We start from the raw sequence: 23,887 nt of genomic DNA on the forward strand, positions 1-23,887 counted from the left end.
AAGAAAACGGTAGCATAACTCATGACACCATTTTCTATTTCCCCTTATATACTTTGTTAATTTATACGTAAAAGTACACACTTATTGAACATAATTTTTTACATTCTATTACTATATCAGAACAGTGGTTTTTAATCAACCTTTAACACTTCTTAATATATAATAGCCTTTGCGCTTTTCTAATACTTCTACGTTACCAAATGTTTCTTCCATTTTTTTCTTCGCGGATGGCATACCTTGTTTTTTTTGAATCACAACATAAAGGGCGCCATTCACTTTTAATTTATGATACGCATCAGCTAAGATGCTGTGAACTACCTTTTTTCCTGCTCTAATCGGTGGATTAGTTAGCACAAAATCAAAAGCATCATTCTCTACTTGTGATAACCCGTCACTTTCCTTGATGTCGACGTTCTCTAGATGGTTTTTCTTTTTATTTTTAATCGATAAAGAAAGCGCACGCTGATTTACATCAACCATTGTAATTTCATGGTGTGGAGACACTTTTGCAATCATCAAACCAATCGGACCATAACCACAACCAACATCTATAATTTTTTTAGTAGGACCCGGGGGATTTTCGTTTAAAAATGTATTGATTAATAAATCTGAACCAAAGTCTATTTTCCCTTTAGAAAACACACCTGAATCAGTAACTAATTTTAAATCATAGCTTTTGTAGGAATACGTAAAGGGAAGTTCATCGCTTTCTACTTCAGGATTTTCATCATAGTAATGACTCATGACTACACCTCTTTTAATCTAATTCGTCTTAGATTAATACTATACCCTCAACGAAATTTTGTAGTAACAAATAATTCGTTCAGGATAGGTCAAATAAGATAAAACCCCGTTATATCGATAACGGGGTTTTCATTTCTCAAAGATTTCAGGCAATCCATATTACATTTAAGATTAGCGTATCGAAATAGCTAATGTGTTAAGCTGCTTGGACAACCTTCAATATATAATTATGAACTGTTAGCCAGCTAGAATTATTTTAATTCTACTGTAGCGCCAACTTCTTCTAATGCTTCTTTAAGTTTTTCAGCTTCTTCAGTTGGTAAAGCTTCTTTGATTACTTTAGGAGCTCCGTCAACTAATTCTTTAGCATCTTTTAATCCTAAGCCAGTAGCTTCTTTAACAGCTTTAACGACTTTGATTTTAGATGATCCAGCTGATGTTAATTCAACATCAAATTCTGTTTTTTCTTCAGCAGCGTCTCCGCCACCTGCTGCACCTGCTGCTGCTACTGGAGCTGCTGCAGTTACACCAAATTCTTCTTCAATTGCTTTTACTAAGTCGTTTAATTCTAAAACTGACATTTCTTTAATTGCTTCAATGATTTGTTCTTGATTAGCCATTTTAATATTCCTCCATTAATTTTTATTAGTTTATTATGCGCAATTATTCAGCGCTTTCTTCGTTTTGTTCTTTATCTTCTCCAACAGCTTTAACTGCATAAGCGAAATTGCGTACTGGAGCTTGTAATACTGATAAAAGCATAGAAACAAGACCGTCGTGTGATGGTAATGTACCAACTGTGTTAACTTCTTCAGCAGAGATAACACTGCCTTCCATAACACCTACTTTAATTTCTAAAGCTTTATGTTCTTTAGCAAATCCTGCTAATACTTTTGCTGGAGCAACAACATCTTCTGTTGAAGTAGCAACTGCAGTAGGACCTACTAAATGTTCATTTAAACCTTCTAAACCAACTTGATCAGCAGCACGACGAACCATTGTATTTTTTAATACTTTGAATTCAACGCCAGCTTCACGTAATTGTGAACGTAATTCAGTTACTTCTGAAACAGTTAGACCACGATAGTCAACAATTACAGTAGATACTGAATTTTTCAATGATTCAGCAATTACATCAACTTGTTGTTTTTTAGCTTCGATGATAGCAGACATTTAGACACCTCCATAGTTTTTTATTTGGTGCTTTTAATCTTGATTACAACTGCTAATTACATGAATTAACAACTTTATCTCAATAAAAAAAGCACTTTCTACCCGCGGCAAAAAGTGCTTGAAAGATCTAAAAATCTTCACGTTCAAGTCAATTTTAGCCTCGGTAGGATTATTTTTAAGTTATCACTAACTCCTACTGTCTTAGGTAAAATAATACATTAACCAATATAACTGGTTAAATGCAGTATGTCAATATATTTTTAAAGATAAGACTGAATCAATCCATCCAGTCTTATCGTCATTTATATTTAAGATTAAAGTTTGAAGCTAGAAGTATCGACTTTTACTCCAGGGCCCATTGTTGTTGTAACAGCAACAGATTTGAAGTAAGTACCTTTAGCTGAAGATGGTTTCGCTTTAGTTAACACATCTTGTAAAGCTTTGAAGTTTTCAACAAGTTTGTCAGTATCGAATGATACTTTACCAATTGAAGCATGTACAATACCAGCTTTTTCAGCACGATATTCTACTTTACCTGCTTTGATTTCTTCAACTGCTTTTGTAACATCCATTGTTACAGTACCAGTTTTAGGGTTTGGCATTAAACCTTTAGGTCCTAATACACGACCAAGTTTACCAACTTCGCCCATCATGTCTGGTGTAGCTACTACTACGTCAAAGTCAAACCAACCTTGTTGGATTTGTTGAACATATTCACTTTCACCAACGAAATCAGCACCTGCTGCTTCTGCTTCAGCTGCTTTGTCTCCTTTTGCGAATACCAATACACGTTGTGATTTACCTGTACCATTTGGAAGTACAACTGCACCACGGATTTGTTGATCATTTTTACGTGTATCAATTCCTAAACGGAATGCTACTTCAACTGATGCGTCAAAGTTAGCGATACTTGTTTCTTTAGCTAATTCAACTGCTTCTTCAACACTATAGTGTTTTTGGCGATCAATTTTATTAGCTACTTCTTGAAATCTTTTACTTTTCTTAGCCATTTCATGTCCTCCTTTAGTGGTTTTAGCGGAATTTCCTCCCACATTTACTCGCCTTTGCAAGTTAAGAGCAGATAACAGAGAGGTTTTAATCGTATTGCATCTCAGGAAACACTTCCTAAATAAATGACAATTTCCCTCTTATTACGACAATATTGAACGCTTTGATCCTGTTTGTCATTTCTGTCATCTGCTTTATCGTCAATCTATGTTTTCAGTTAATTTTAATATTATTGAACAGTGATACCCATACTACGTGCAGTACCTTCGATAATACGCATAGCTGCTTCTTCGTCTGCAGCGTTTAAATCTTGCATTTTTTGGTTTGCAATTTCACGTACTTGATCTTTAGTTACTGTAGCAACTTTGTTTTTATTAGGTTCGCCAGAACCTTTTTCAACGCCAGCTGCTTTTTTAAGTAATACTGGAGCCGGTGGAGTTTTTGTAATGAATGTAAATGAACGATCTTCATAAACACTGATTTCTACCGGAATAATTAAACCTGCATCTTCTTGTGTACGTGCGTTGAATTCCTTACAGAATCCCATAATATTCACACCTGCTTGACCTAATGCTGGACCAACTGGTGGTGCTGGGTTTGCTTTACCTGCAGGAATTTGTAATTTAACAACTTTTTCTACTTTTTTAGCCACGATGTGCACCTCCTTGATATCGTGATGTGGTCACAGGACTCAGTTTTGTCCTCCCACTCTTCTACATTTCGTGACGAAATGAACGCTCTATGAGCGCGACCACAGTATTATAACATCTATTTAAATCATAAAGCAAGAGTAAAGTGTAACTTTTTTTATAGAACCCCTTATCACTTTAGTGATTAGGGGTTCTTAATGCATGAGCTTTAGCTCAGGTACTCTTTAATTTAAATCACTTTAGTGATTAGGGAGTTTAATGCATATAAAGTAACACTTCTTGCTTATGCAAGTGCCTGTGCACTTGCATTCACTCAAATAATCCTCAAACTAAATCATTCATTCAGTCCCAATGGTCTATGACACATAGACCATCCAACCTGTATCATATGATTATAATTTTTCTATTTGATCGAATTCTACTTCAACAGGTGTTTCTCTACCAAACATGTCTACAAGAACTGTCAATTTAAATTTATCCGCTTCAATTTCTTGAACTTCACCAACTTGATTAGCAAATGGACCTGATTTGATTTTAACTTGCTCACCTAAATCTAATTCAACATCAATTGTTTTTTCTTTCATGCCCATTTGTTTCAAGATGAAACGTGCTTCTTCAGGTAATAATGGATTCGGTTTTGATCCAGCACCTGCTGAACCAACAAATCCTGTAACACCTGGTGTGTTTCTGACAATATACCATGATTCATCAGTCATGATTAATTCAACTAATACATAGCCAGGAAATGTTTTTTTAGTTAATGTTTTAGCTTTGCCATCTTTAACTTGTGTTTCTTCCTCTTCAGGTATAACCACTCTGAATATCAGTTCAGTCATATTCATAGATTCCACACGTTTTTCTAAATTCTTTTTAACTTTGTTCTCATAACCAGAATAAGTATGCACAGCATACCAACGCTTTGCGCCAACTTCCTCAGACATGTCGTCACTCCTATCTATTTAATTAACTCTATAACTCTACCAATACCTAAATCTAAGACATAGAAGAAGGCTAAGAAAAATACTACCGTTGCCACAACGATTACAGTATATTTAAATAATTCTTCTTTCGTTGGCCAACTTGTCTTTTCCATTTCTGACTTTACGCCTTGAAAGAAATTTTCTTTTTTAGCCATTAGCAATACCTCCGTATTAATTCGATTTTCTCATTTGCTTATACATACGACAAATTAAGCAAATACAATACTCACAACTAAATTGGAAGGTTATATTTACTCAATTACTTAATCTAATATACCGACATTATTTTGCTTCTTTATGAACTGTATGTGCGTTACATCTTGGACAATACTTCTTCAATGTCAATCTTGATGTAAGGTTACTTTGCTTAGGAACATTATAATTTCTATTTCCACACGTTTCACAGCTTAATGGCACTTTTTTCATTTTACTTCACCTTACTCATTATAATACCAATCTACTATACATAACATCTCTGTCAATTGTCAATCTTCCACCATTGCTTTCTATTAACCCAAAAATCAATTAATACCTATCAATCACTGATTTTAATTCGGACGCTTTGGGTTAAATGCACGCTTCAATTTAAGTTTACATCTATGTATCGTATTGTAAACTATTTTAACATTTAGATTTAAAATGCAGGCAATTTCAGATGGTTTATAGTCTTTTAAAATATAATTTATAATGCCTTGCTCTAACTCTGTTAATTTTTCAATTCTTTGATGCAGCATCGTCAGTGTTTCTTTTCTTAAAATAATTTCATCCGTTTGTCGGGCTTGCCTTAACATTTGGACACAAATTAACATTTCGTTTTCTAACAATCTTTGCCGTCTTAAATCTGCTAATTTTTTTCTTATATAATCATTTTTGGCATTTTTGATAGTGCGATTTACATAATGTACCAATGGGATTTCTTTAGAAAAATCAAATTGTCTTAACGCTTTGAATAATTTAAAAAGTATTTCTTGTTGTAGATCTTCTTTGTCATCTGGATGTATTGAAAAATGATTCAAACATTTCAATATATGTGGTTGTAATTTCTCTAGTAAATCGATTAAGAAATGAATATCTTGCCATTTGCTTTTTGAGACTGATGTTGGTTCTTGATGGTTTGTTCTTTGTAGCATACTTTAAATCCTTTCATTAGGTTAAAGTTAGCATACAAAGTACTCTGTAAAAAAAGCAAGGGGACAATCTTCTTATTTATGATTGTTACCCCTTCTGATTTTTTCAAATTCTTCCAAAATTTCATTGGACAGCTCTATACGCGTCCGTGGCTTCTGCTCATTGAACCCTTCAAGCTTTTTTGAAACCGAAACTTCATTTTCTCTCAAGTCTCTCCACATCTCTCTTGAAGAGATACGATAAGCACCCGCACCAAATATGGCATGTTGTTCACTCATATCACTTGTTACCACTGTGATGTGTCTTGTATGTTTGTCATATAAATCATACACATATTTTTCTATAAAACTATCTGCTGTTTCTTTTTCTTTAGTAAATACAATCTTCACACCATGATACATATATTCTGACGACATGCCCGATTGTTCGTAAGCGTCAAACACACAAACCACCTCATCAGCTATGACTGCATTATAATTTGCAATCGCAGTTAGTAGCTGATCACGTGCTTCTTCCAAATTTTCTTGGGCTATTTGACTTAAATCTTGTGATTGACCAATCATATTATAACCGTCAATAATCAAGAAACGATCCTTCATGGTTTTTCTCCAATCTGATTACGTTTACGGTAGACTTCATACATCATTAAACTTGCCGCAACAGAGGCATTCAAACTATTTACATGCCCTACCATCGGAATATTTATATAAAAGTCGCATTTATCTTTTGTAAGTCGGCTCATACCTTGCCCTTCACTTCCGATAACGATTGCTAATGGCATACCGGCATCCATTTCACGATAATCCGTTGAATTTTCCGCTTCAGTACCAACTACCCAGTAACCATGATCTTTTAATGCTTCAATAGTATTCGCTAAGTTTGTAACACGCATGACAGGTACATGTTCAATCGCACCTGTAGATGCTTTTGCAACTGTCTGTGTGAGTGCAACCGACCGCCTTTTAGGAATAATGATGCCATCCACACCTGAAGCGTCCGCAGTTCTTAAAATCGATCCTAAATTATGAGGATCTTCTAAGCCATCCAAAATTAGAACAGTAGATAATTTTTCGTTATCTTTTTGTTGTGCTAAAAACGCATCAAAATCTGCATATTCGTATGGTGCAATGTATGCAGCGACACCTTGGTGAGGCGCATCAGACAAACCATCTAATTTCGATTTTGGCACTGCTTGTACAATGATTTTGTTACTATTTGCCTTTTTTAAAATATCATTGATTTGTCCTTTTTTTACTGTATCCTGAATTAAAACCTTATTAATTGTATGCCCAGAAACAATCGCTTCTTTTACGGCATGACGACCTACGATTACAATCTCTTCCAAAGTCTCACTACCTTTCATCTACATTTTTTACAATGCATTCAAGTAACGAGGTGAGTCGTTCTTGATTTTTTTCTAGATATAAAAACCCTAGGATTGCTTCTAAACCTGAACTTTTTCGATAGGTTTGAATATCTGTGTTTTTGGCCTTAGTATAACTCTTAGCATTTCTGCCTCGACGCACGATATCTAATTCTTCATCTGTAAACCAGTTATTTTCAAATAAGTACTCAAGTGATTGTGCCTGACTTTTTGCAGAAACATAACGCTTAGCCTCTTGATGTAGACGATTGGGTTTCGCTTTTAACTTCAATATAATGTATTCTCTTACAAATTGATCTAAAACGGCGTCACCCATATATGCTAAAGTTAATGGATTTAATAACTTATTATTCATGTTACCCACGTTTGAATCTCACACCTTGTGGCGTATCTTCTAAAATAATATTTTGTTCTTTTAACTGGTCACGAATTTCGTCTGCACGTGCGAAATCTTTATTTTTTCGCGCATGATTTCGTTCTTCAATGAGCGCTTCGATATCTTCGTCTAATAATTCATCACTGTTTGATGCTTTTAAAGGAACACCTAAAACATCACTGAATATTTGATAAACTTCTTTAAAGCGTGCAATCACTTTGGTAGATGTCGTATTTTCCAAGACATATTTATTCGCTAGTTTTGATAAATCATACCAAGCTGTGATGGCATTAGCAGTATTGAAATCATCATTCATGACTGTTTCAAACTGATCTAATATTTGATTGATTTCATCAATATATTGGTCTTGCGCTTCAATATTAGTTGCAATTGCTTCTCGCTCTTCAAGGGATTGATAACTATTACGAATACGTTCTAATCCACTTTTAGCTGCCCCAACAAGCTCCATGTTATAGTTAATCGGGCTTCTATAATGTACACTAATCATGAAAAAGCGTAAGACATCTGGATCGATTTCTTTAATAATGTCATGCACTAAGACAAAATTGCCCAATGACTTACTCATTTTTTCATTATCAATGTTGATGAAACCATTATGCATCCAATAATTTGCGAATGGCGCATGGTTATGTGCTTCTGATTGAGCAATTTCATTTTCATGGTGTGGAAATTGTAAGTCTGTACCACCCGCATGAATATCAATTGTTGCACCTAGCTCGTGATAAGCCATCACTGAACATTCAATATGCCAGCCTGGTCTACCTTTGCCAAATGGACTATCCCAACTAATTTCATCTGGTTTCGCCTGTTTCCATAATGTAAAATCGAGTGCATCTTCTTTTTGTTCCCCTTGCTCAATACGTGCACCTACTTTTAAATCATTCAGCGATTGATGGCTTAATTTACCATAATCTTCAAATTTACGTGTTCTGAAATAAACGTCGCCACCACTTTCATAAGCGTATCCTTCTTCTATAAGTTCTTCTATAAACTTAATAATATCGTCCATATGATTCATGACTCTTGGATTTGAAGTCGCTTTTTTGACATTTAATGCGCCCACATCTTCATAAAATGCATCGATATAGCGGTTAGCTATTGTATTTACTGGCTCATTTAATTCTTTGGAGCGTTTTATTAATTTATCATCTACGTCTGTAAAATTTGAAACATAAATCACTTCATAGCCTTGGTACTCAAGATATCTTCTAACAACATCATAGTTAATTGCAGGTCTTGCGTTCCCAATATGAATGTAATTATATACAGTTGGTCCACAAACATACATCTTAACCTTACCTGGTTCTATTGACTTAAACGTTTCTTTTTGACGTGTAAGTGTATTATATAATGTAATCATCTTGAATCTCTCCATTTCTTGTTTTCTCAAGTTGTTTCTCTAATTGTTTTAATTGCTCATAAATAGGGTCAGGTAAATTACGATGATCAAATGTTTTACCGATTCTTCTTCCGTCTTGTTTTACGATATGTCCTGGTATGCCGACTACTGTAGAATAGCTAGGTACCGAGTTCAACACTACGGAATTCGCGCCAATATTAACGTTTGAATTAATTTTAATATTACCAAGTACTTTTGCTCCAGCTGCAATTAGTACATTGTCTCCAATATCAGGATGACGCTTTCCTTTTTCTTTACCTGTTCCACCTAAAGTAACGCCTTGATAAATTGTGACATTATCACCAATCCTACATGTTTCACCTATCACTACGCCCATACCGTGATCAATAAATAAACGCTTGCCAATTTGAGCGCCTGGATGTATTTCTATCCCTGTAAAGAAGCGTGTAATTTGAGAAATCAATCTTGCTAATACATATTTTTTCTTTTTATATAAAGCATGTGCAATTAAATGACTCCACACTGCATGTACTCCGGCATAAGATGTAACCACTTCTAATGTCGTACGTGCTGCTGGGTCTTGCTCAAACACCATATTTACATCATCTTTGATTCTTTTCAAAATTTCAAACAAGGTTGCGACCTCCTTATTAAAAAAGCACCTCCAACATCATATTGTTAGAGGTGCTTTGCACGGTTCCACTCTTTTTAATAAGCTGATTCCTCAATCACGTAGTAATACAACTTATATTGACTCATTTACATTATTTAATTCTTCAAACTAAAGGTGCATTCAACAATGTTTGTGTTGTGCTCACAGCGACCGCACACTCTCTTGACACATACCATTGCATACTAATCCTTTAGCCAATTCACATATTATAATAGTTGGTAAATTGTAATTTTTCAAGTGTTATACCTTTAAGCCTTTTTATTCACACTATGCATTAAACGTATTTTTTTAAGCGGTTCAACACTTTGTCTTTACCTAAAACTTCAATTGTATTTGGTAGCTCTGGTCCATGCATTTGTCCAGTTACAGCTACACGTATTGGCATAAACAATTGTTTACCTTTGATGCCTGTTTCTTTTTGAACTTCTTTAATTGTTTTTTTAATTTCAGCAGCTTCAAAAGGTTCTAAAGCTTCTAATTTGCCATATAAATGGTTCATGAGTTCAGGAACTTGTTCACCATCAATAACTTCTTGTTCATCTACACCTAATGTTTGTTCATCTCTGAAGAAAATTTCAGATAACGGAACAATTTCGCCAGCATAACTCATTTCTTTCTGATAAAGTGCAATAAGTTTACGACCCCATGCTTTATCTTCTTCAGAAGGGTTTTCAGGTAATAATTCCGCTTTAACTAAATGTGGGAAAGCAAGTTCAAATACTGTTTCAGTATCTTTTTGCTTCATATATTGGTTGTTAATCCAAGCTAATTTTTGTTTATCAAAAAATGCAGGTGATTTAGATAAACGTTTTTCGTCGAAGATTTTGATGAACTCTTCTTTAGAATAGATTTCATCTTCACCTTCAGGAGACCAACCTAACAACGTAATAAAGTTAAATAATGCCTCGGGTAAGTAGCCTAAATCTCTATACTGTTCAATAAATTGAAGTATTTGGCCATCACGTTTACTTAATTTTTTGCGTTCTTCATTTACAATCAGTGACATATGTGCAAATCTTGGTGGTTCCCAACCAAATGTGTCATAAATCATTAATTGTTTTGGTGTATTAGAGATATGGTCGTCACCACGTATAACGTCTGAAATTTCCATGTAATGATCATCAACAGCTACGGCAAAGTTATATGTTGGTATACCGTCTTTTTTAACAATCACCCAATCTCCCATATTGTTTGAGTCAAATGAAATTTCACCTTTAACCATATCATCGAATTTATAAGTTGTATCTTTTGGAACACGAAAACGAATAGATGGTTTACGTCCTTCCGCTTCAAATTGTTGGCGTTCTTCTTCAGTTAAATGTGCATGTTTACCGCCATAACGTGGCATTTCACCACGCGCAATTTGTTGTTCACGTTCTGTTTCTAACTCTTCTTCTGTCATATAACATTTATATGCTTTATCTTCATCTAATAATTGTTGGATAAGTGGATTATATATTTCAGCGCGTTCTGACTGACGGTAAGGACCATAGCCTTTATCCTTATCTACTGATTCGTCCCAATCAATGCCTAACCATTTTAGGTTATCGAATTGTGATGATTCTCCGTCTTCTAAATTACGTTTGCTATCCGTATCTTCTATACGTATTACAAAATCTCCATCATAATGTTTAGCAAATAAATAGTTAAATAATGCAGTTCTTGCATTACCAATATGCAAATAACCTGTTGGACTTGGTGCATATCTAACTCTTACACGATTACTCATTATGTTCACTCCTGTTTAAAATTTTTACGATTTAATTTTATTTTTTTCATCTTAACTGTGTTTACCCATAAAATACACAACGCTTATGTCAACACGACTCCAATGAAGTTCATATTAAAAAATAATGTTTCAGCATTTAAAGTATATTGCTTGTTCGCTTACTTATAATATCATAGCTCATCATTTTTTAAAGCATTACTATATTAAAATCAAACATTTCTTTGTTTTTAAATTCAACAGTATAATTCTAAATATAGTAATACAATTTCGCTATCTATTGTAGCACTTTAAAGCTGATTATGATATTACCGCGCTTAAATTTAACTGTTTATATAAGAATTCTTTTACATCTTCTCTATTTAGTGTTTTACGCTAAAAAAGGTTTCATGTGAAACTGTAACTGTTGTTGCTACATTTCAAATGAAACCTTCACTTCAATTTCAATATATTTTTTCGCAAAAATAATGCGTCCAGAAGATGTTTGTAATAAACTGACAACTTCTAAATCAACGTGTTCACCAATATGTTTTTTAGCATTATCTACGACAACCATTGTACCATCCTCTAAGTAACCCACTGCTTGTCCGGCTTCTTTGCCCATCTTAGTTAACAATAAGTTAAGTCGATCACCTTGATGAACCGTTGGCTTAATGGCTTCTGATAAATCATTGACATTTAGTACTTGAATCCCCTGTATATGACAAACTTTATTTAAATTAAAATCTGTAGTTATAATTTGAGCTCTATAATGGAGCGCTAGTTTAATTAACATTGCATCTATATCACTGTGTGATTTTGTAGGTTGTATGATACGTGTAGGGTGTTGTGCATCATGTAATGCATTTAGCATGTCTAAGCCTCTTTGCCCTTTTTCTCTCTTCACACTATCGTTCGCATCTGCAATGACTTGCAGTTCATTAATCACACCTTGCGGAATTAGGATTTCTCCATCTACAAAACCACATTCTAAAACATCTAGAATACGTCCATCTATAATTGCACTCGTATCAATCACTTTTGGCATCGCATTACGTGTGTTCATAGCCATAGAACGCGTCATGTTTTCTGGCAAAAACAAAAGCATTTCATCACGCTTACGTAAACCAAATTGAAAACCTAAATATCCCAATATGATTGTAACAATGATTGGTACAAAATGATTTAACACATTGTTGCCAATAATTTGGAAAATAAATGATATCATTACGGAAATAAGCAACCCTATAATGAGTCCAATTGTGGCAAACAATATTTCTATCGCACTTTGACGCATAATCATTTGTTCTAGATCTTTCATTGCTAAAGTTACCTTTTTAATAAACCATCCAAAGATTACAAAAAATAGTATAATCCCTAATAGCCCATTGAAATAATTATTTGTAAGTAGCATGAAATGACTCAAACCAGCATCTGCAATAATTTCTGGAATAAGATACACGCCTAAACTTGCACCCAATATAATATAGCACAAGATTACAATGAGTCTTATCATGTTCAAATGCTAACGCTCCTTTCGCATGAAAGCTATTTTGATTACATGAGCCATGTAATCATTTAAATATATGTTGTTGATTAATGTTTTGTTAAGGCATATTTTAATGCCTCGTGCACATTTGTCACACCAATGACTTTGATATTGCTAGGAAATTCCCAGCCCCCAATATTAGATTCAGGAATAATAATGCGTTTAAAACCTAGTTTTTCCGCTTCTTGTACACGTTGTTCAATGCGAGAAACACGTCTCACTTCTCCGGTTAAACCAACCTCACCAATAAAACAATCTAATCCATCTACAGTTAAATCTTTAAAACTTGAGGCTGTAGCAACAATGATTCCTAAATCGACAGCAGGTTCTGTTAATCTTACGCCACCAGCTACTTTAATATAAGCATCTTGTTGTTGCAGTAAATAATTCTCTTTTTTCTCTAATACAGCCATCAACAAACTTAAACGATTGTGATCTATTCCTGTAGCCATACGTCTAGGGTTATTAAAGGTTGTTGGTGTTACTAAGGCTTGAACTTCAATTAATAATGGTCTTGTACCTTCCATCGTAGACACGATTGTTGAACCTGGAACATTCGTAGAACGCTCTTCTAAAAACATTTCTGAAGGGTTTTTAACACCTTTTAATCCACTCTGCTTCATTTCAAAAATACCCATTTCATTCGTAGAGCCAAAACGGTTTTTCACCGCTCTTAAAATACGATAAGCATGATGCTCATCACCTTCAAAATAAAGTACCGTATCTACCATATGTTCTAACAGACGAGGCCCTGCAATCTGACCTTCTTTCGTTACATGACCAACAATAAAAGTGGCAATATTTAGTTGTTTAGCTATATTCATCAAGCTCTGTGTACTCTCCCTCACCTGAGATACCGAACCGGGCGCAGAGCTGATTTCAGGGTGGAAAATGGTCTGTATAGAATCTACAACAAGCAAATCAGGCTTCAATTGTTTAACTGTCTCATGTATCACTTCTAAATCTGTTTCTGCAAATACATTTAAATTACTTGAGTCTTCATCTAATCGATCCGCTCTTAATTTTGTTTGGTTTAATGATTCTTCACCAGTTATATATAAAACATTTTTATCTTGTGATAATGCAGCACATATTTGTAACAATAGTGTTGATTTACCGATACCTGGATCGCCACCAATTAATACAAGCGAACCATTTACAACCCCGCCACCAAGCACTCGATTAAATTCTGCTGAATTCGTTTTAATACGTGGTGTTGTCTCATGCTTAATATCATTTAACTTCTGTACTTTGGCAGTATTTTCGCGACTACGTACACCATGTTTTGGGCTTGTCGTTTTCTGTTCTATTATTTCTTCCATTTGATTCCATCCACCACAGTTAGGACATTTCCCCATCCATTTAGGCGACTGGTAACCACATGCCATACATTCAAAAACCACTTTCTTTTTGGCCAAAACTGCACCTCCATCTTTATTGAACAAATCTATTTTATACCTATGTTTATGTAAAAACAAATTTTATTTACAAATGATTTATTTTGATATTTTATATGCTAAATAAATAGCTTTATATTGTAATATACAAATGAATATATTGCAAAAATCTATTTTTTTAAAATAACACTATTATGTCTATAGCACCATCAAAAAGATATACTTTCTTGATATTCAAATTAGATACAAGTTAACATCATATTTCTTCATCATACTGTATCACATTTGCTTAATAAAAAAAGCGTTTCTCAAGCTATATATAAATACTTGGGAAACGCGTTGGCACTATTACCTATATTTATCTAATTTTATGATTCAGAAGTTTCTTTTTCTTTTTTATCTTCTGTTCTATCTTTAATATCATATTTATATTCTTTACCGTCATGATCGATATAGACATTTTTACCTTCGATTTGGTTACCATCTAAGATTAACTCACTCAAGTTATCTTCAATTGTTTTTTGAATTTCTCGAATCAGTGGTCTAGCACCATACTCTGGGTCATATCCTTCTTTAGCGATGCGTTCTTTAGCTGCATCAGACACGATAATGTCGATATCTTGTTCTGATAAACGATCTGTAAGTTTATTTACCATCATTGTCACAATTTCTTTCAATTCATCTTGAGAAAGTTTGTGGAATACAATGATGTCATCTACACGGTTTAAGAATTCTGGACGGAAAGCATTTTTCAATTCTTTCATCATTGTCTTACGGATTGATTCATAATCTTGTCCTTCAGATGCGCCGCCAAATCCTGCAAAACGTTGATCTTGTAATTCTTGGGCACCAACGTTAGATGTCATAATAATCACAGTATTACGGAAGTCTACTTGACGACCTTTTGTATCTGTTAGATGTCCGTCATCTAATACTTGTAACAAGATATTAAATACATCAGGGTGCGCTTTTTCGATTTCATCAAATAATATAACTGAATATGGTTTACGTCTTACTTTTTCAGTTAATTGACCGCCATCATCATGACCAACATAGCCTGGAGGCGCTCCTACTAAACGGCTGACAGCATGTTTTTCCATGAACTCACTCATGTCTACACGAATCATTGCATCATCTTCACCAAACATTGTTTCTGCTAATGCACGTGCTAATTCTGTTTTACCGACACCTGTAGGGCCTAAGAAGATAAAGCTACCAATTGGTCTTTTAGGATCTTTTAATCCAGCTCTTGCACGTCTCACTGCTTTACTGATTGATGTCACTGCTTCTTTTTGACCAATAACACGTTCATGCAACGTATCTTCCAAGTTAAGCAAGCGATCAGATTCTGTTTCATTAATTTTTGTTAATGGAATGCCAGTCCAACCAGCGATAACTTCACCAATATCTTCTTCAGATAAGGATGTGTTCGCGCCGTTTTGGCTATTTTTCCAATTATTGTTTGCTTCTTCGTATTGTTTTTCTAATTTAGTTTGTTTATCACGTAAATTAGCTGCATTTTCAAATTCTTGTGCATGTACAGCTGCATCTTTTTCATTTTTCACTTGTTCAATTTCTTGTTCCAACTCTTTTAAGTTTGGTGGTGTTGTATGGCTTTTTAGTCTTACTTTTGAACTTGCTTCATCAATTAAGTCGATGGCTTTATCTGGTAAGAAACGATCAGATACATAGCGATGACTTAATTTCGCTGCTGATTCTAAAGCTTCATCAGAAATGTTAATGCGATGATGTGCTTCATAACGATCACGTAAACCTTTTAAGATTTCAATTGTATCTTCAACAGTTGGTTCATCTACTTGAACAGGTTGGAAACGACGTTCTAACGCTGCATCTTTTTCAATATTTTTACGGTATTCATCTAGTGTAGTCGCACCGATACATTGTAGTTCGCCACGTGCCAATGCTGGTTTTAAGATATTTGATGCATCGATAGCACCTTCTGCACCACCAGCACCTACTAATGTGTGTAGCTCATCAATGAAAAGAATGACGTTACCTGCTTGGTGAATTTCTTCCATAACTTTTTTCAAGCGTTCTTCAAATTCACCACGATATTTCGTACCAGCAACGACTGTTCCCATATCTAATGACATCACACGTTTACCTTTAAGTGTTTCAGGTACTTCATTATTAACAATTGCAAGTGCTAAACCTTCAGCAATTGCTGTTTTACCGACACCTGGTTCCCCAATTAATACTGGGTTGTTCTTAGTACGTCTGCTCAATACTTCAATCACACGCGTGATTTCTTTATCTCTGCCAATGACAGGATCTAGTGTGCCATCATTAGCAATTACTGTTAAATCACGTGCAAGGCTATCTAACGTTGGCGTATTATTGGATTTATTTGCCTGTGCATTTTTATTACTCATTTCAGGACTTCCTAAAGCTTTCACTACTTGAGCGCGTGCTTTAGTAATGTTTAAGTCTAAATTAGCAAAAACACGTGCAGCCACGCCTTCATTTTCTCTAATTAAGCCGAGTAATATATGCTCTGTGCCGACGAAGTTATGGTGTAATTTTCTTGCTTCATCCATTGATAACTCAATAACTTTTTTAGCACGAGGTGTGTAATGTAACGCACCCATTTGTTCTTGACCGTGGCCAATTAATTTTTCAACTTCTGTTACTACTTTTTCTTCAGTAATATCAAAAGATTCCAACACTTTTGCTGCAATACCTTCTGGTTCTTTCATTAAACCTAAAAGTAAATGTTCTGTTCCTATATTTGAATGATTTAAGCGAATTGCTTCTTCTTGAGCATGTGCCAATACACGTTGTGCACGTTCTGTCAGTCTACCAAATAACATAGCATGACCTCCTAATTTATATGTTCTCTTAATATATCTGCTCTTTTTTCGTTAACTGTTCTATCATCTTCATCATCTAATAAGAATGGCGATTGAATTGCAACCATCAACTCATTAAATTTGAAGTCTTCTAAATCAATATAGTCTAAGTCTATACCTAATTTTACTTCACTTAATCTAAATGATGCTTCTTCCATAGATATTAGTCTACTATATTTTAAGATACCTAACGAACGATATACTCTATCTAAAGTTTCAATTTTATTATGCTTGCTTAGTCGTTCGCGAATTTGCATCTCTTCATTAATAATTTGTTGTACTACTTCAGTTAAACTTTCAATAATTTCTTCTTCTGTTTTTCCAAGTGTCAGTTGATTGGAAATTTGATAAATGTGACCGTATACTTGAGAACCTTCACCATAGATACCTCTTATCGTGAATCCAAAACGATTTATCGTTTGAGCGATTCTATTCATCCGCTTCATAATCGTAAGTCCAGGTAAATGTAACATTACGCTTGCTCTCATACCAGTACCAATATTCGTCGGACAGGTAGTTAAATAACCAAGTGTTTCATCAAAACTCACATCTAATTCACTGTCTAGTGTGTCATCCAATGCAGAGGCTCTTTCGTATAATGTTTGTAATGATAAATCATTACCCATGGCTTGAATTCGTATATGATCTTCTTCATTAACCATAATGCTTAAAGATTCATCTTCATTTAAAAGTACTGCAGCAGCAGGTCTCTTTATTAACTCGGGACTTATAAGATGTTTCGCTACAAGTTTATATTTGCTCTGTTGATCCATCGTGTCTAATCTCTGTATAAACATGTTAGGAAGCGCATCTTGAACTTCATTTATCACTCTATTTCCATCTTGTTCTGATGCAAACATCAAAGGGTGTACATGATTTTCTAAATTTCTGGCCAAACGCAATCTCGAAGACATTACGATTGGACTTTCTGCTTCGTCTCTCATCCACTCACTAATGTGAGTGCTGATATCATTTTTACTCATCATGTTTCACCTCGCTGTCTTCTTTCAATGCTTTAATTTCATCTCTAACAACTGCAGCTTCTTCAAAATTTTGTTCTTCAATCAACTGATTTAAATAAGACGTTTTCTCTTCTATTTGTTTTTTTAAAGCTAACTTTCTATGTGAAGAGCGCGGTGTTTTTCCAGTGTGTTCGATTTGACCACCTTGTACACGTCGTACAATATCGACAATGTCATCTTTAAAAGTTGCGTAGCAGTCTGCACAACCAAATTTACCAACATGCGCAATATCTTTTAATGTCATTTGACAAGTAGGACATCTCTTCTCTTCTTTAAATGCAATTTCATCGAAATCAATACCGTGTTTCGCTGCTAAATGTTGTAATATTTGTTTTACAACAAACGCACCTTCAATGTCATCTTGTGACTGCATTTGTTGGTTTTGAGTCCACGGGTTACCGCCTTGCGCGCATGTAGCACAAACCCATTTTTCATGTACACCGTCTTGTCCTTTAACTGCTAACTTTACCTCTGCTTCATTTAAATGACAATTTTCGCACAGCACGACTAAACACCTCTCTTAATTTCTTTAATAATAATTTATTACATGTAATATTCGTTTCACTATATTAGCACGTATAATATCTCTTGATAATACATCCATTTTCAAAGTTTCTCTATCGATTACAGCGTAAATCATTTTTGCTTCGCGTTCACTAATATAAGCTTTATCTAACAAACCATCTATGATGTAATATGCTTGCTGTTGTGAAATAGATGGTCCGATGAGTTGAAGTAAATGATTAATATAACCTGTTTCATCTTTGTTTTCAATTTTAGTGATTCGAATATAACCACCGCCACCTCTTTTACTTTCTATTTCATAACCATGTTCATTTGTAAAACGTGTTTTGATCACATAGTTTAGTTGAGAAGGCACACAGTCAAATCGCTGTGCAATATTGGCACGTTGAATTTCAACAACGTCTTCATTGGTGTCTTCAAATAATTTTTTAATGTACTGTTCTATGATGTCGGACATGTTATGCATGATTATCACCTCTTTTGACCTTCTTTGACTATATTATATGACCAACTTTGACCTTTTTCAACCAATATGTTTTAAATTTTTTCGTTTTTAGATGTAAGTAAGCGCTTGTTTATTGTATTATAGGAATTAAGAAAAAATTTAAAGGGATGAATTATTATGCATATTATTATCGGTTTAATTGGTATAGCTGTGTTTCTTGGGTTAGCTTTCCTCTTTAGTTCTGACAGAAAAAATATTCGCTGGCAATACATCGGCTTATTACTTGTAATACAACTTGTATTTGCGTTTATATTATTAAAAACAAAATTTGGTATTACGGTCATTGGTGGCATTTCAGATGGCTTTAATTATTTATTAGCTAAAGCTGCTGAAGGTGTCAATTTTGTATTTGGTGGATTTGAATTTGTAGATCCTGAAAATCCACCGTTCTTCTTCAATGTATTATTACCAATCGTTTTTATTTCAGCATTAATTGGTATCTTACAATACACAAAAATATTACCGTTCATTATTAATTATTTAGGTTTAGCTATTTCTAAAGTAAACGGAATGGGTCGCTTGGAATCATATAATGCGGTGGCAGCGGCAATTTTGGGACAATCAGAAGTTTTCATTTCACTCAAAAAAGAATTAGCACTTATCCCTAAACAACGTCTTTATACATTAACTGCTTCCGCGATGTCTACAGTATCGGCTTCTATTATAGGGGCTTATTTCACATTAATTGAACCCAGATATGTAGTTACAGCTGTAGTATTAAACTTATTTGGTGGGTTTATCATTGCTTCTATTATCAATCCATATAAGGTAGATGCAAAAGAAGATAAATTAATTGTTGAAGAAAGTGAAACAGAAAAACAATCCTTCTTCGAAATGTTAGGGGAATATATTTTAGATGGGTTTAAAGTTGCTGTAATTGTAGGTGCGATGCTTATCGGTTATATAGCAATTATCGCTTTGTTAAACGGTGTTGTGAGTGCAATTTTCACTGCAATTTCTGGTGGAAGTATTACATGGGATTTCCAAACTTTGATTGGATTTATATTTGCACCATTAGCATTTTTAATTGGAGTACCTTGGGACGATGCTGTTCAAGCTGGCTCGATTATGGCAACAAAATTACTATCTAATGAATTTGTCGCTATGCAAAGTTTAAATGAAGTTAAAAATATCAGTGACCACGCTAAAGGTGTAATCTCCGTATTTGTTGTTTCTTTTGCTAACTTTAGTTCTATTGGTATTATTTCCGGCGCAATCAAATCACTTAACAATGAAAAAGGTGATATGGTAGCGCGCTTTGGTTTGAAACTTTTATTTGGTGCAACACTTGTATCATTTATTTCTGCAGCAATCGCAGGTTTCTTTATCTAATTAAATTGACAAAAGAAAAAAACAGGTCCATCCATTTTGGAATTGACCTGTTTTTTTCTTGCGCTGTATTAAACTTTCTCAATTGTCGTAGGTGTTACAATATGTTCAATGAAATATTGCGTTACGCGATAATCTTCTGTTAATTCTGGATGGAAAGATACACCTAAATAACGGCCTTCTTGAACTGCTACAATTTTCTCACTAACTGTGCTCAATATCGTAGCATTCCCATGTACTTCTACAATATGTGGTGCCCTGATAAACACACCTTCTATATCTTCTGCTATACTAGTAATATTTAAATGACTTTCAAAACTATCCACTTGTCTTCCAAACGAATTTCGTTGAACCGTAATATCTAATTTATTGAGATATCCTTCTTCTCCAACAATATCCTTTGCCATAACTATAAGACCTGCACAAGTCCCGAACATAGGTAATTTAGATTGTTGTAATGCTTCTTTAAACCCATATAAATTCATTAAACGGCGTAACGTTGTCGATTCACCACCTGGTAGTATAAGACCATCAATTTCGTCTAATTGTTCCACATGTTTAATGGCAATACCTTCGTGGCCACTTAATTCAATATGCTTCAAATGTTCTCTCACAGCACCCTGTAAAGCTAAAACACCTATTTTCATATTACCAACCACGCTCTTGCATACGTTCTTCTAGTGATAAATCATTAATGTCTAAACCTTTCATTGCTGTTCCCAACTCTTTAGCTAATCTACCAATCAATTCGTAATCTTGATAATGTGTCGTAGCCTGTACAATTGCTTTTGCAAATTTTTCAGGATCTTCTGATTTAAAAATACCAGAACCAACAAATACGCCATCTGCACCTAATTCCATCATCAAAGCAGCATCTTGTGGTGTTGCTACACCACCCGCTGCAAAATTCACAACTGGCAACTTGCCATTTTCTTTAATTGATTTTAATACATCAAAAGGTGCGCCTATATTTTTAGCTTCCGTCATAATTTCATCATCATTCATTACTGTTATACGGCTTACTTCAGCATTAACTTGTCTAATATGTCTGACAGCTTCAACAATATTACCAGTACCAGGTTCGCCTTTTGTACGTAGCATTGCCGCTCCTTCGCCTATACGACGCGCTGCTTCACCTAAATTACGACAACCACAAACAAATGGTACTGTAAAAGTATCTTTGCGTAAGTGGAACTCTTCATCAGCAGGCGTTAAAACTTCTGATTCATCAATATAGTCAACACCCATTGCTTCTAGTACACGTGCTTCTGTTATATGACCAATACGTCCTTTTGCCATTACAGGTATAGAAACAGCATTCATTACTTCTTCAACGATTTTAGGATTGGCCATTCTAGCAACGCCACCAGCCGCTCTAATATCTGAAGGAACACGTTCTAATGCCATTACAGCAACTGCTCCTGCCTCTTCTGCAATCTTCGCTTGTTCAGCATTGACAACGTCCATAATAACGCCGCCCTTTTGCATTTCAGCCATTCCTCTTTTAACTCTTTCTGATCCAGTAAATTTAGACATTTTATTTACCCCTTTACTTAGTTGATTAAATTCATTTTAAAAGATAAACTGGTATTTAAAAAGATACACTTTTGAAATAATTTAGGGGGTCAGTTTATTGTCTAAAAATCATCTTTATATCAATTTATACGAAAATTTAAAACAACAAATTATTGAAGGACAATATAAGTCTGAAGATAAATTTCCGTCTAAACGTGTGTTAGGACAACATTTATCTGTAAGTAACACAACAATAGAACATGCATATCAGCTATTATTAGATGAAGGGTATATTTATTCTAAACCGCGTTCGGGTTATTTTGTTTCAGATATAGAAACGCTTCCAATTGTCACAAGAAAACCAGATCAATTCTATATTCATAATCACTCAAAAAATAATCATGATGCAGTACAGTCAGACCATTCATTAGCATTTAATTTATCTGAAATTGATGCTGAATATTTTCCTATGAAACAATTTAGAAAATATGCAAAAGATGCATTTGAAGATGAAGAAATTGATTTACTACAACATGCTAATTTAAAGGGCGAAATTTCATTAAGACAAGAAATTTCGCATTACTTATTTAATAGCCGTGGCGTTAACTGCCGACCTGAACAAATTATCATTGGATCTTCAACAGAGCAGCTTATAAACCTTTTAACTGACATTTTAAATGATGGTCGGTTTTTAATAGAAAATCCTAGCTACCCACCTATTAAGCAAGTATTAGATAAAAAGCAAATTGCTTATCTTCAAGTACCAGTAAATAGTACAGGAATAGAAATAGATTGCTTTCAGAAATCAAATAATAATATCGCATATGTCACGCCATCGCACCAATTTCCAACAGGTTATGTCATGAGTTTAAAAAAAAGAACCCAACTTATCACTTGGGCACAACAAAGCACTGATAGATATATCATTGAAGATGATTATGATTCTGAATTTCGCTACTTCGGCAAACCCATTCCTGCTTTACAAAGTCTTGATACTAAAGACAAAGTAATATATATTAGTACCTTTTCCAAATCTTTATTTCCAAGCTGTCGAATTGCATATTTAGTTTTACCAAATAATTTACTATCAAAATATGACAAGTTAGAAAACAAAGAAGGAAATACAGTACCTGCGCATACACAAAAAATAGTTTCACACTTCATGAAATCAGGTAGTTTTGAAAGACATCTCAATAAAATGAGAAATGTATATCGTCATAAATTAACAACAATTTTAAATGCATTAGCTCCCTATCAATCACAATTAACAATAGATGGTGCTTTAGCGGGTATGCATTTTACACTCACTGTTAAAAATCATTTGACTATGAAGCAATGCTTAGAACGTGCAAAGGCAAATGATTTAAAAATAATACCCTTTAATAAATATGATAGTGAGCAAAGCACAGTTAAATTCATACTAGGCTTCGGTGGCATCCCAATATCACAACTCAAAGCACATACAGACGCACTGATTAAATCATTAACGGTCTAGTATGAATTTCTTTGCTAGATTTCCTACTGGCTAAAATTTCAGAATAGTAAAGTACCACTCTCAATTTATTGAGCTAGTGGTACTTATGCATGTGTATCAACTCAATGTTACAGTTCTTCGAACTGGAAGTTAAGCTCCTTTTAATACAAAAAAAGAGACCTCTCGGTCTCGGCTCATCGCATCCTATTTAATTGCCTGGCAACGTCCTACTCTTGCGGAACGTAAGTCAGCTACCTTCGGCGCTAAGGATCTTTCCTGACTTTAGACAAGCGCTCGCATCTTTTCTCAGTTTCACGCTTTCCTCACTCACTTACCACTTGTAAGCTCGTTTCGTCTTTCGCTCACTTCGTCAGCTTCAAGCGCTTTCTTTTGTCAGTTTGCAGTTCTTCGAACTGGAAGTTAAGCTCCTTTTAATACAAAAAAAGAGACCTCTCGGTCTCGGCTCATCGCATCCTATTTAATTGCCTGGCAACGTCCT

General features: G+C 34.5%; 25 protein-coding genes and 1 other annotated feature. Of the genes, 2 read left to right on the forward strand and 23 right to left on the reverse strand.

What is annotated here, in order from left to right; translation table 11 throughout:
• Positions 1-135: 135 nt before the first annotated feature.
• From KA926_RS03220 to KA926_RS03320, 21 genes are all read right to left on the reverse strand, one after another.
• Entirely contained in the window at positions 136-744 is a 609-nt protein-coding gene (locus KA926_RS03220) for a class I SAM-dependent methyltransferase (protein ID WP_107384248.1), read from the reverse strand.
• 251 nt (positions 745-995) lie between these two features.
• On the reverse strand, positions 996-1,364 hold the full coding sequence (gene rplL / locus KA926_RS03225) for a 50S ribosomal protein L7/L12 (protein ID WP_046207683.1): 369 nt from the start codon (positions 1,362-1,364) through the stop codon (positions 996-998).
• 43 nt (positions 1,365-1,407) lie between these two features.
• Positions 1,408-1,917 carry a 50S ribosomal protein L10 gene (gene rplJ, locus KA926_RS03230; protein WP_019468571.1) on the reverse strand — a complete coding sequence of 170 codons (510 nt, stop codon included), beginning with the start codon at positions 1,915-1,917 and terminating at the stop codon, positions 1,408-1,410.
• Between the two features lie 76 nt (positions 1,918-1,993).
• Positions 1,994-2,141 (reverse strand) — a sequence feature (ribosomal protein L10 leader region).
• Between the two features lie 90 nt (positions 2,142-2,231).
• Positions 2,232-2,927 carry a 50S ribosomal protein L1 gene (gene rplA / locus KA926_RS03235; RefSeq protein ID WP_019468572.1) on the reverse strand — a complete coding sequence of 232 codons (696 nt, stop codon included), beginning with the start codon at positions 2,925-2,927 and terminating at the stop codon, positions 2,232-2,234.
• 227 nt (positions 2,928-3,154) lie between these two features.
• The gene (rplK, locus tag KA926_RS03240) at positions 3,155-3,577 is read right to left on the reverse strand and encodes a 50S ribosomal protein L11 (protein WP_019468573.1); all 423 of its coding nucleotides are present in this window, start codon (positions 3,575-3,577) and stop codon (positions 3,155-3,157) included.
• A gap of 390 nt (positions 3,578-3,967) precedes the next feature.
• Positions 3,968-4,516 (reverse strand): transcription termination/antitermination protein NusG, encoded by a 549-nt coding sequence (gene nusG / locus KA926_RS03245; RefSeq protein ID WP_107384250.1) that lies wholly within the window; start codon positions 4,514-4,516, stop codon positions 3,968-3,970.
• A gap of 14 nt (positions 4,517-4,530) precedes the next feature.
• On the reverse strand, positions 4,531-4,710 hold the full coding sequence (gene secE, locus KA926_RS03250) for a preprotein translocase subunit SecE (RefSeq protein WP_019468575.1): 180 nt from the start codon (positions 4,708-4,710) through the stop codon (positions 4,531-4,533).
• Positions 4,711-4,837: 127 nt separating this feature from the next.
• Complete coding sequence (gene rpmG / locus KA926_RS03255) at positions 4,838-4,981, reverse strand: 50S ribosomal protein L33 (RefSeq protein ID WP_071560108.1); 144 nt, start codon at positions 4,979-4,981, stop codon at positions 4,838-4,840.
• Positions 4,982-5,103: 122 nt separating this feature from the next.
• Positions 5,104-5,685 carry a sigma-70 family RNA polymerase sigma factor gene (locus KA926_RS03260; RefSeq protein ID WP_210143606.1) on the reverse strand — a complete coding sequence of 194 codons (582 nt, stop codon included), beginning with the start codon at positions 5,683-5,685 and terminating at the stop codon, positions 5,104-5,106.
• Between the two features lie 72 nt (positions 5,686-5,757).
• The gene (locus KA926_RS03265; RefSeq protein ID WP_019468577.1) at positions 5,758-6,282 is read right to left on the reverse strand and encodes an NYN domain-containing protein; all 525 of its coding nucleotides are present in this window, start codon (positions 6,280-6,282) and stop codon (positions 5,758-5,760) included.
• Complete coding sequence (gene rlmB, locus KA926_RS03270) at positions 6,279-7,028, reverse strand: 23S rRNA (guanosine(2251)-2'-O)-methyltransferase RlmB (protein WP_210143607.1); 750 nt, start codon at positions 7,026-7,028, stop codon at positions 6,279-6,281. The genes KA926_RS03265 and rlmB overlap by 4 nt, the downstream gene beginning before the upstream one ends.
• 7 nt (positions 7,029-7,035) lie before the next feature.
• Complete coding sequence (locus tag KA926_RS03275) at positions 7,036-7,422, reverse strand: Mini-ribonuclease 3 (RefSeq protein WP_037539882.1); 387 nt, start codon at positions 7,420-7,422, stop codon at positions 7,036-7,038.
• A gap of 1 nt (position 7,423) precedes the next feature.
• Entirely contained in the window at positions 7,424-8,824 is a 1,401-nt protein-coding gene (gene cysS / locus KA926_RS03280; RefSeq protein ID WP_210143608.1) for a cysteine--tRNA ligase, read from the reverse strand.
• On the reverse strand, positions 8,808-9,449 hold the full coding sequence (gene cysE / locus KA926_RS03285) for a serine O-acetyltransferase (RefSeq protein WP_037539884.1): 642 nt from the start codon (positions 9,447-9,449) through the stop codon (positions 8,808-8,810). Before cysE ends, cysS begins: the two co-directional genes overlap by 17 nt.
• Positions 9,450-9,771: 322 nt before the next feature.
• On the reverse strand, positions 9,772-11,226 hold the full coding sequence (gene gltX / locus KA926_RS03290; protein ID WP_210143609.1) for a glutamate--tRNA ligase: 1,455 nt from the start codon (positions 11,224-11,226) through the stop codon (positions 9,772-9,774).
• A 409-nt stretch (positions 11,227-11,635) separates the two neighbouring features.
• A complete protein-coding gene (locus tag KA926_RS03295; protein ID WP_119535529.1) occupies positions 11,636-12,724 on the reverse strand; it encodes a PIN/TRAM domain-containing protein in 1,089 nt (362 codons plus the stop codon).
• A 74-nt stretch (positions 12,725-12,798) separates the two neighbouring features.
• Complete coding sequence (gene radA / locus KA926_RS03300) at positions 12,799-14,169, reverse strand: DNA repair protein RadA (RefSeq protein ID WP_107384976.1); 1,371 nt, start codon at positions 14,167-14,169, stop codon at positions 12,799-12,801.
• A gap of 347 nt (positions 14,170-14,516) precedes the next feature.
• Complete coding sequence (locus KA926_RS03305; RefSeq protein ID WP_119517581.1) at positions 14,517-16,979, reverse strand: ATP-dependent Clp protease ATP-binding subunit; 2,463 nt, start codon at positions 16,977-16,979, stop codon at positions 14,517-14,519.
• Between the two features lie 11 nt (positions 16,980-16,990).
• Entirely contained in the window at positions 16,991-18,001 is a 1,011-nt protein-coding gene (locus tag KA926_RS03310; protein WP_019468586.1) for a protein arginine kinase, read from the reverse strand.
• Complete coding sequence (locus KA926_RS03315; RefSeq protein WP_019468587.1) at positions 17,994-18,545, reverse strand: UvrB/UvrC motif-containing protein; 552 nt, start codon at positions 18,543-18,545, stop codon at positions 17,994-17,996. Before KA926_RS03315 ends, KA926_RS03310 begins: the two co-directional genes overlap by 8 nt.
• A 24-nt stretch (positions 18,546-18,569) precedes the next feature.
• Positions 18,570-19,031 carry a CtsR family transcriptional regulator gene (locus tag KA926_RS03320; RefSeq protein WP_019468588.1) on the reverse strand — a complete coding sequence of 154 codons (462 nt, stop codon included), beginning with the start codon at positions 19,029-19,031 and terminating at the stop codon, positions 18,570-18,572.
• 156 nt (positions 19,032-19,187) lie between these two features.
• Here KA926_RS03320 and KA926_RS03325 point away from each other — a divergent pair, with 156 nt between their 5' ends.
• The gene (locus tag KA926_RS03325) at positions 19,188-20,402 is read left to right on the forward strand and encodes a NupC/NupG family nucleoside CNT transporter (protein WP_119517582.1); all 1,215 of its coding nucleotides are present in this window, start codon (positions 19,188-19,190) and stop codon (positions 20,400-20,402) included.
• A 68-nt stretch (positions 20,403-20,470) separates the two neighbouring features.
• On the opposite strand, the gene pdxT is transcribed toward KA926_RS03325, so the two are convergent.
• Positions 20,471-21,046 carry a pyridoxal 5'-phosphate synthase glutaminase subunit PdxT gene (gene pdxT, locus KA926_RS03330; protein WP_119517583.1) on the reverse strand — a complete coding sequence of 192 codons (576 nt, stop codon included), beginning with the start codon at positions 21,044-21,046 and terminating at the stop codon, positions 20,471-20,473.
• Between the two features lies 1 nt (position 21,047).
• Complete coding sequence (gene pdxS / locus KA926_RS03335; protein WP_019468591.1) at positions 21,048-21,935, reverse strand: pyridoxal 5'-phosphate synthase lyase subunit PdxS; 888 nt, start codon at positions 21,933-21,935, stop codon at positions 21,048-21,050.
• A gap of 97 nt (positions 21,936-22,032) precedes the next feature.
• Here pdxS and pdxR point away from each other — a divergent pair, with 97 nt between their 5' ends.
• Positions 22,033-23,409 carry a MocR-like pyridoxine biosynthesis transcription factor PdxR gene (pdxR, locus tag KA926_RS03340; protein WP_210143610.1) on the forward strand — a complete coding sequence of 459 codons (1,377 nt, stop codon included), beginning with the start codon at positions 22,033-22,035 and terminating at the stop codon, positions 23,407-23,409.
• The last annotated feature ends 478 nt before the right edge of the window (positions 23,410-23,887 follow it).

The sequence above is a fragment of the Staphylococcus sp. GDY8P94P genome, from assembly GCF_017892255.1.
Taxonomy (GTDB): Bacteria; Bacillota; Bacilli; order Staphylococcales; family Staphylococcaceae; genus Staphylococcus; species Staphylococcus cohnii.

Coding starts and splice junctions, on each gene's coding strand:
- KA926_RS03220 (WP_107384248.1), bottom strand. CDS start 744: ATGAGTCATTACTATGATGAAAATCCTGAAGTAGAAAGCGATGAACTT.
- rplL (WP_046207683.1), bottom strand. CDS start 1,364: ATGGCTAATCAAGAACAAATCATTGAAGCAATTAAAGAAATGTCAGTT.
- rplJ (WP_019468571.1), bottom strand. CDS start 1,917: ATGTCTGCTATCATCGAAGCTAAAAAACAACAAGTTGATGTAATTGCT.
- rplA (WP_019468572.1), bottom strand. CDS start 2,927: ATGGCTAAGAAAAGTAAAAGATTTCAAGAAGTAGCTAATAAAATTGAT.
- nusG (WP_107384250.1), bottom strand. CDS start 4,516: ATGTCTGAGGAAGTTGGCGCAAAGCGTTGGTATGCTGTGCATACTTAT.
- secE (WP_019468575.1), bottom strand. CDS start 4,710: ATGGCTAAAAAAGAAAATTTCTTTCAAGGCGTAAAGTCAGAAATGGAA.
- rpmG (WP_071560108.1), bottom strand. CDS start 4,981: ATGAAAAAAGTGCCATTAAGCTGTGAAACGTGTGGAAATAGAAATTAT.
- KA926_RS03260 (WP_210143606.1), bottom strand. CDS start 5,685: ATGCTACAAAGAACAAACCATCAAGAACCAACATCAGTCTCAAAAAGC.
- KA926_RS03265 (WP_019468577.1), bottom strand. CDS start 6,282: ATGAAGGATCGTTTCTTGATTATTGACGGTTATAATATGATTGGTCAA.
- KA926_RS03275 (WP_037539882.1), bottom strand. CDS start 7,422: ATGAATAATAAGTTATTAAATCCATTAACTTTAGCATATATGGGTGAC.
- cysS (WP_210143608.1), bottom strand. CDS start 8,824: ATGATTACATTATATAATACACTTACACGTCAAAAAGAAACGTTTAAG.
- gltX (WP_210143609.1), bottom strand. CDS start 11,226: ATGAGTAATCGTGTAAGAGTTAGATATGCACCAAGTCCAACAGGTTAT.
- KA926_RS03305 (WP_119517581.1), bottom strand. CDS start 16,979: ATGTTATTTGGTAGACTGACAGAACGTGCACAACGTGTATTGGCACAT.
- KA926_RS03310 (WP_019468586.1), bottom strand. CDS start 18,001: ATGAGTAAAAATGATATCAGCACTCACATTAGTGAGTGGATGAGAGAC.
- KA926_RS03320 (WP_019468588.1), bottom strand. CDS start 19,031: ATGCATAACATGTCCGACATCATAGAACAGTACATTAAAAAATTATTT.
- KA926_RS03325 (WP_119517582.1), top strand. CDS start 19,188: ATGCATATTATTATCGGTTTAATTGGTATAGCTGTGTTTCTTGGGTTA.
- pdxT (WP_119517583.1), bottom strand. CDS start 21,046: ATGAAAATAGGTGTTTTAGCTTTACAGGGTGCTGTGAGAGAACATTTG.
- pdxS (WP_019468591.1), bottom strand. CDS start 21,935: ATGTCTAAATTTACTGGATCAGAAAGAGTTAAAAGAGGAATGGCTGAA.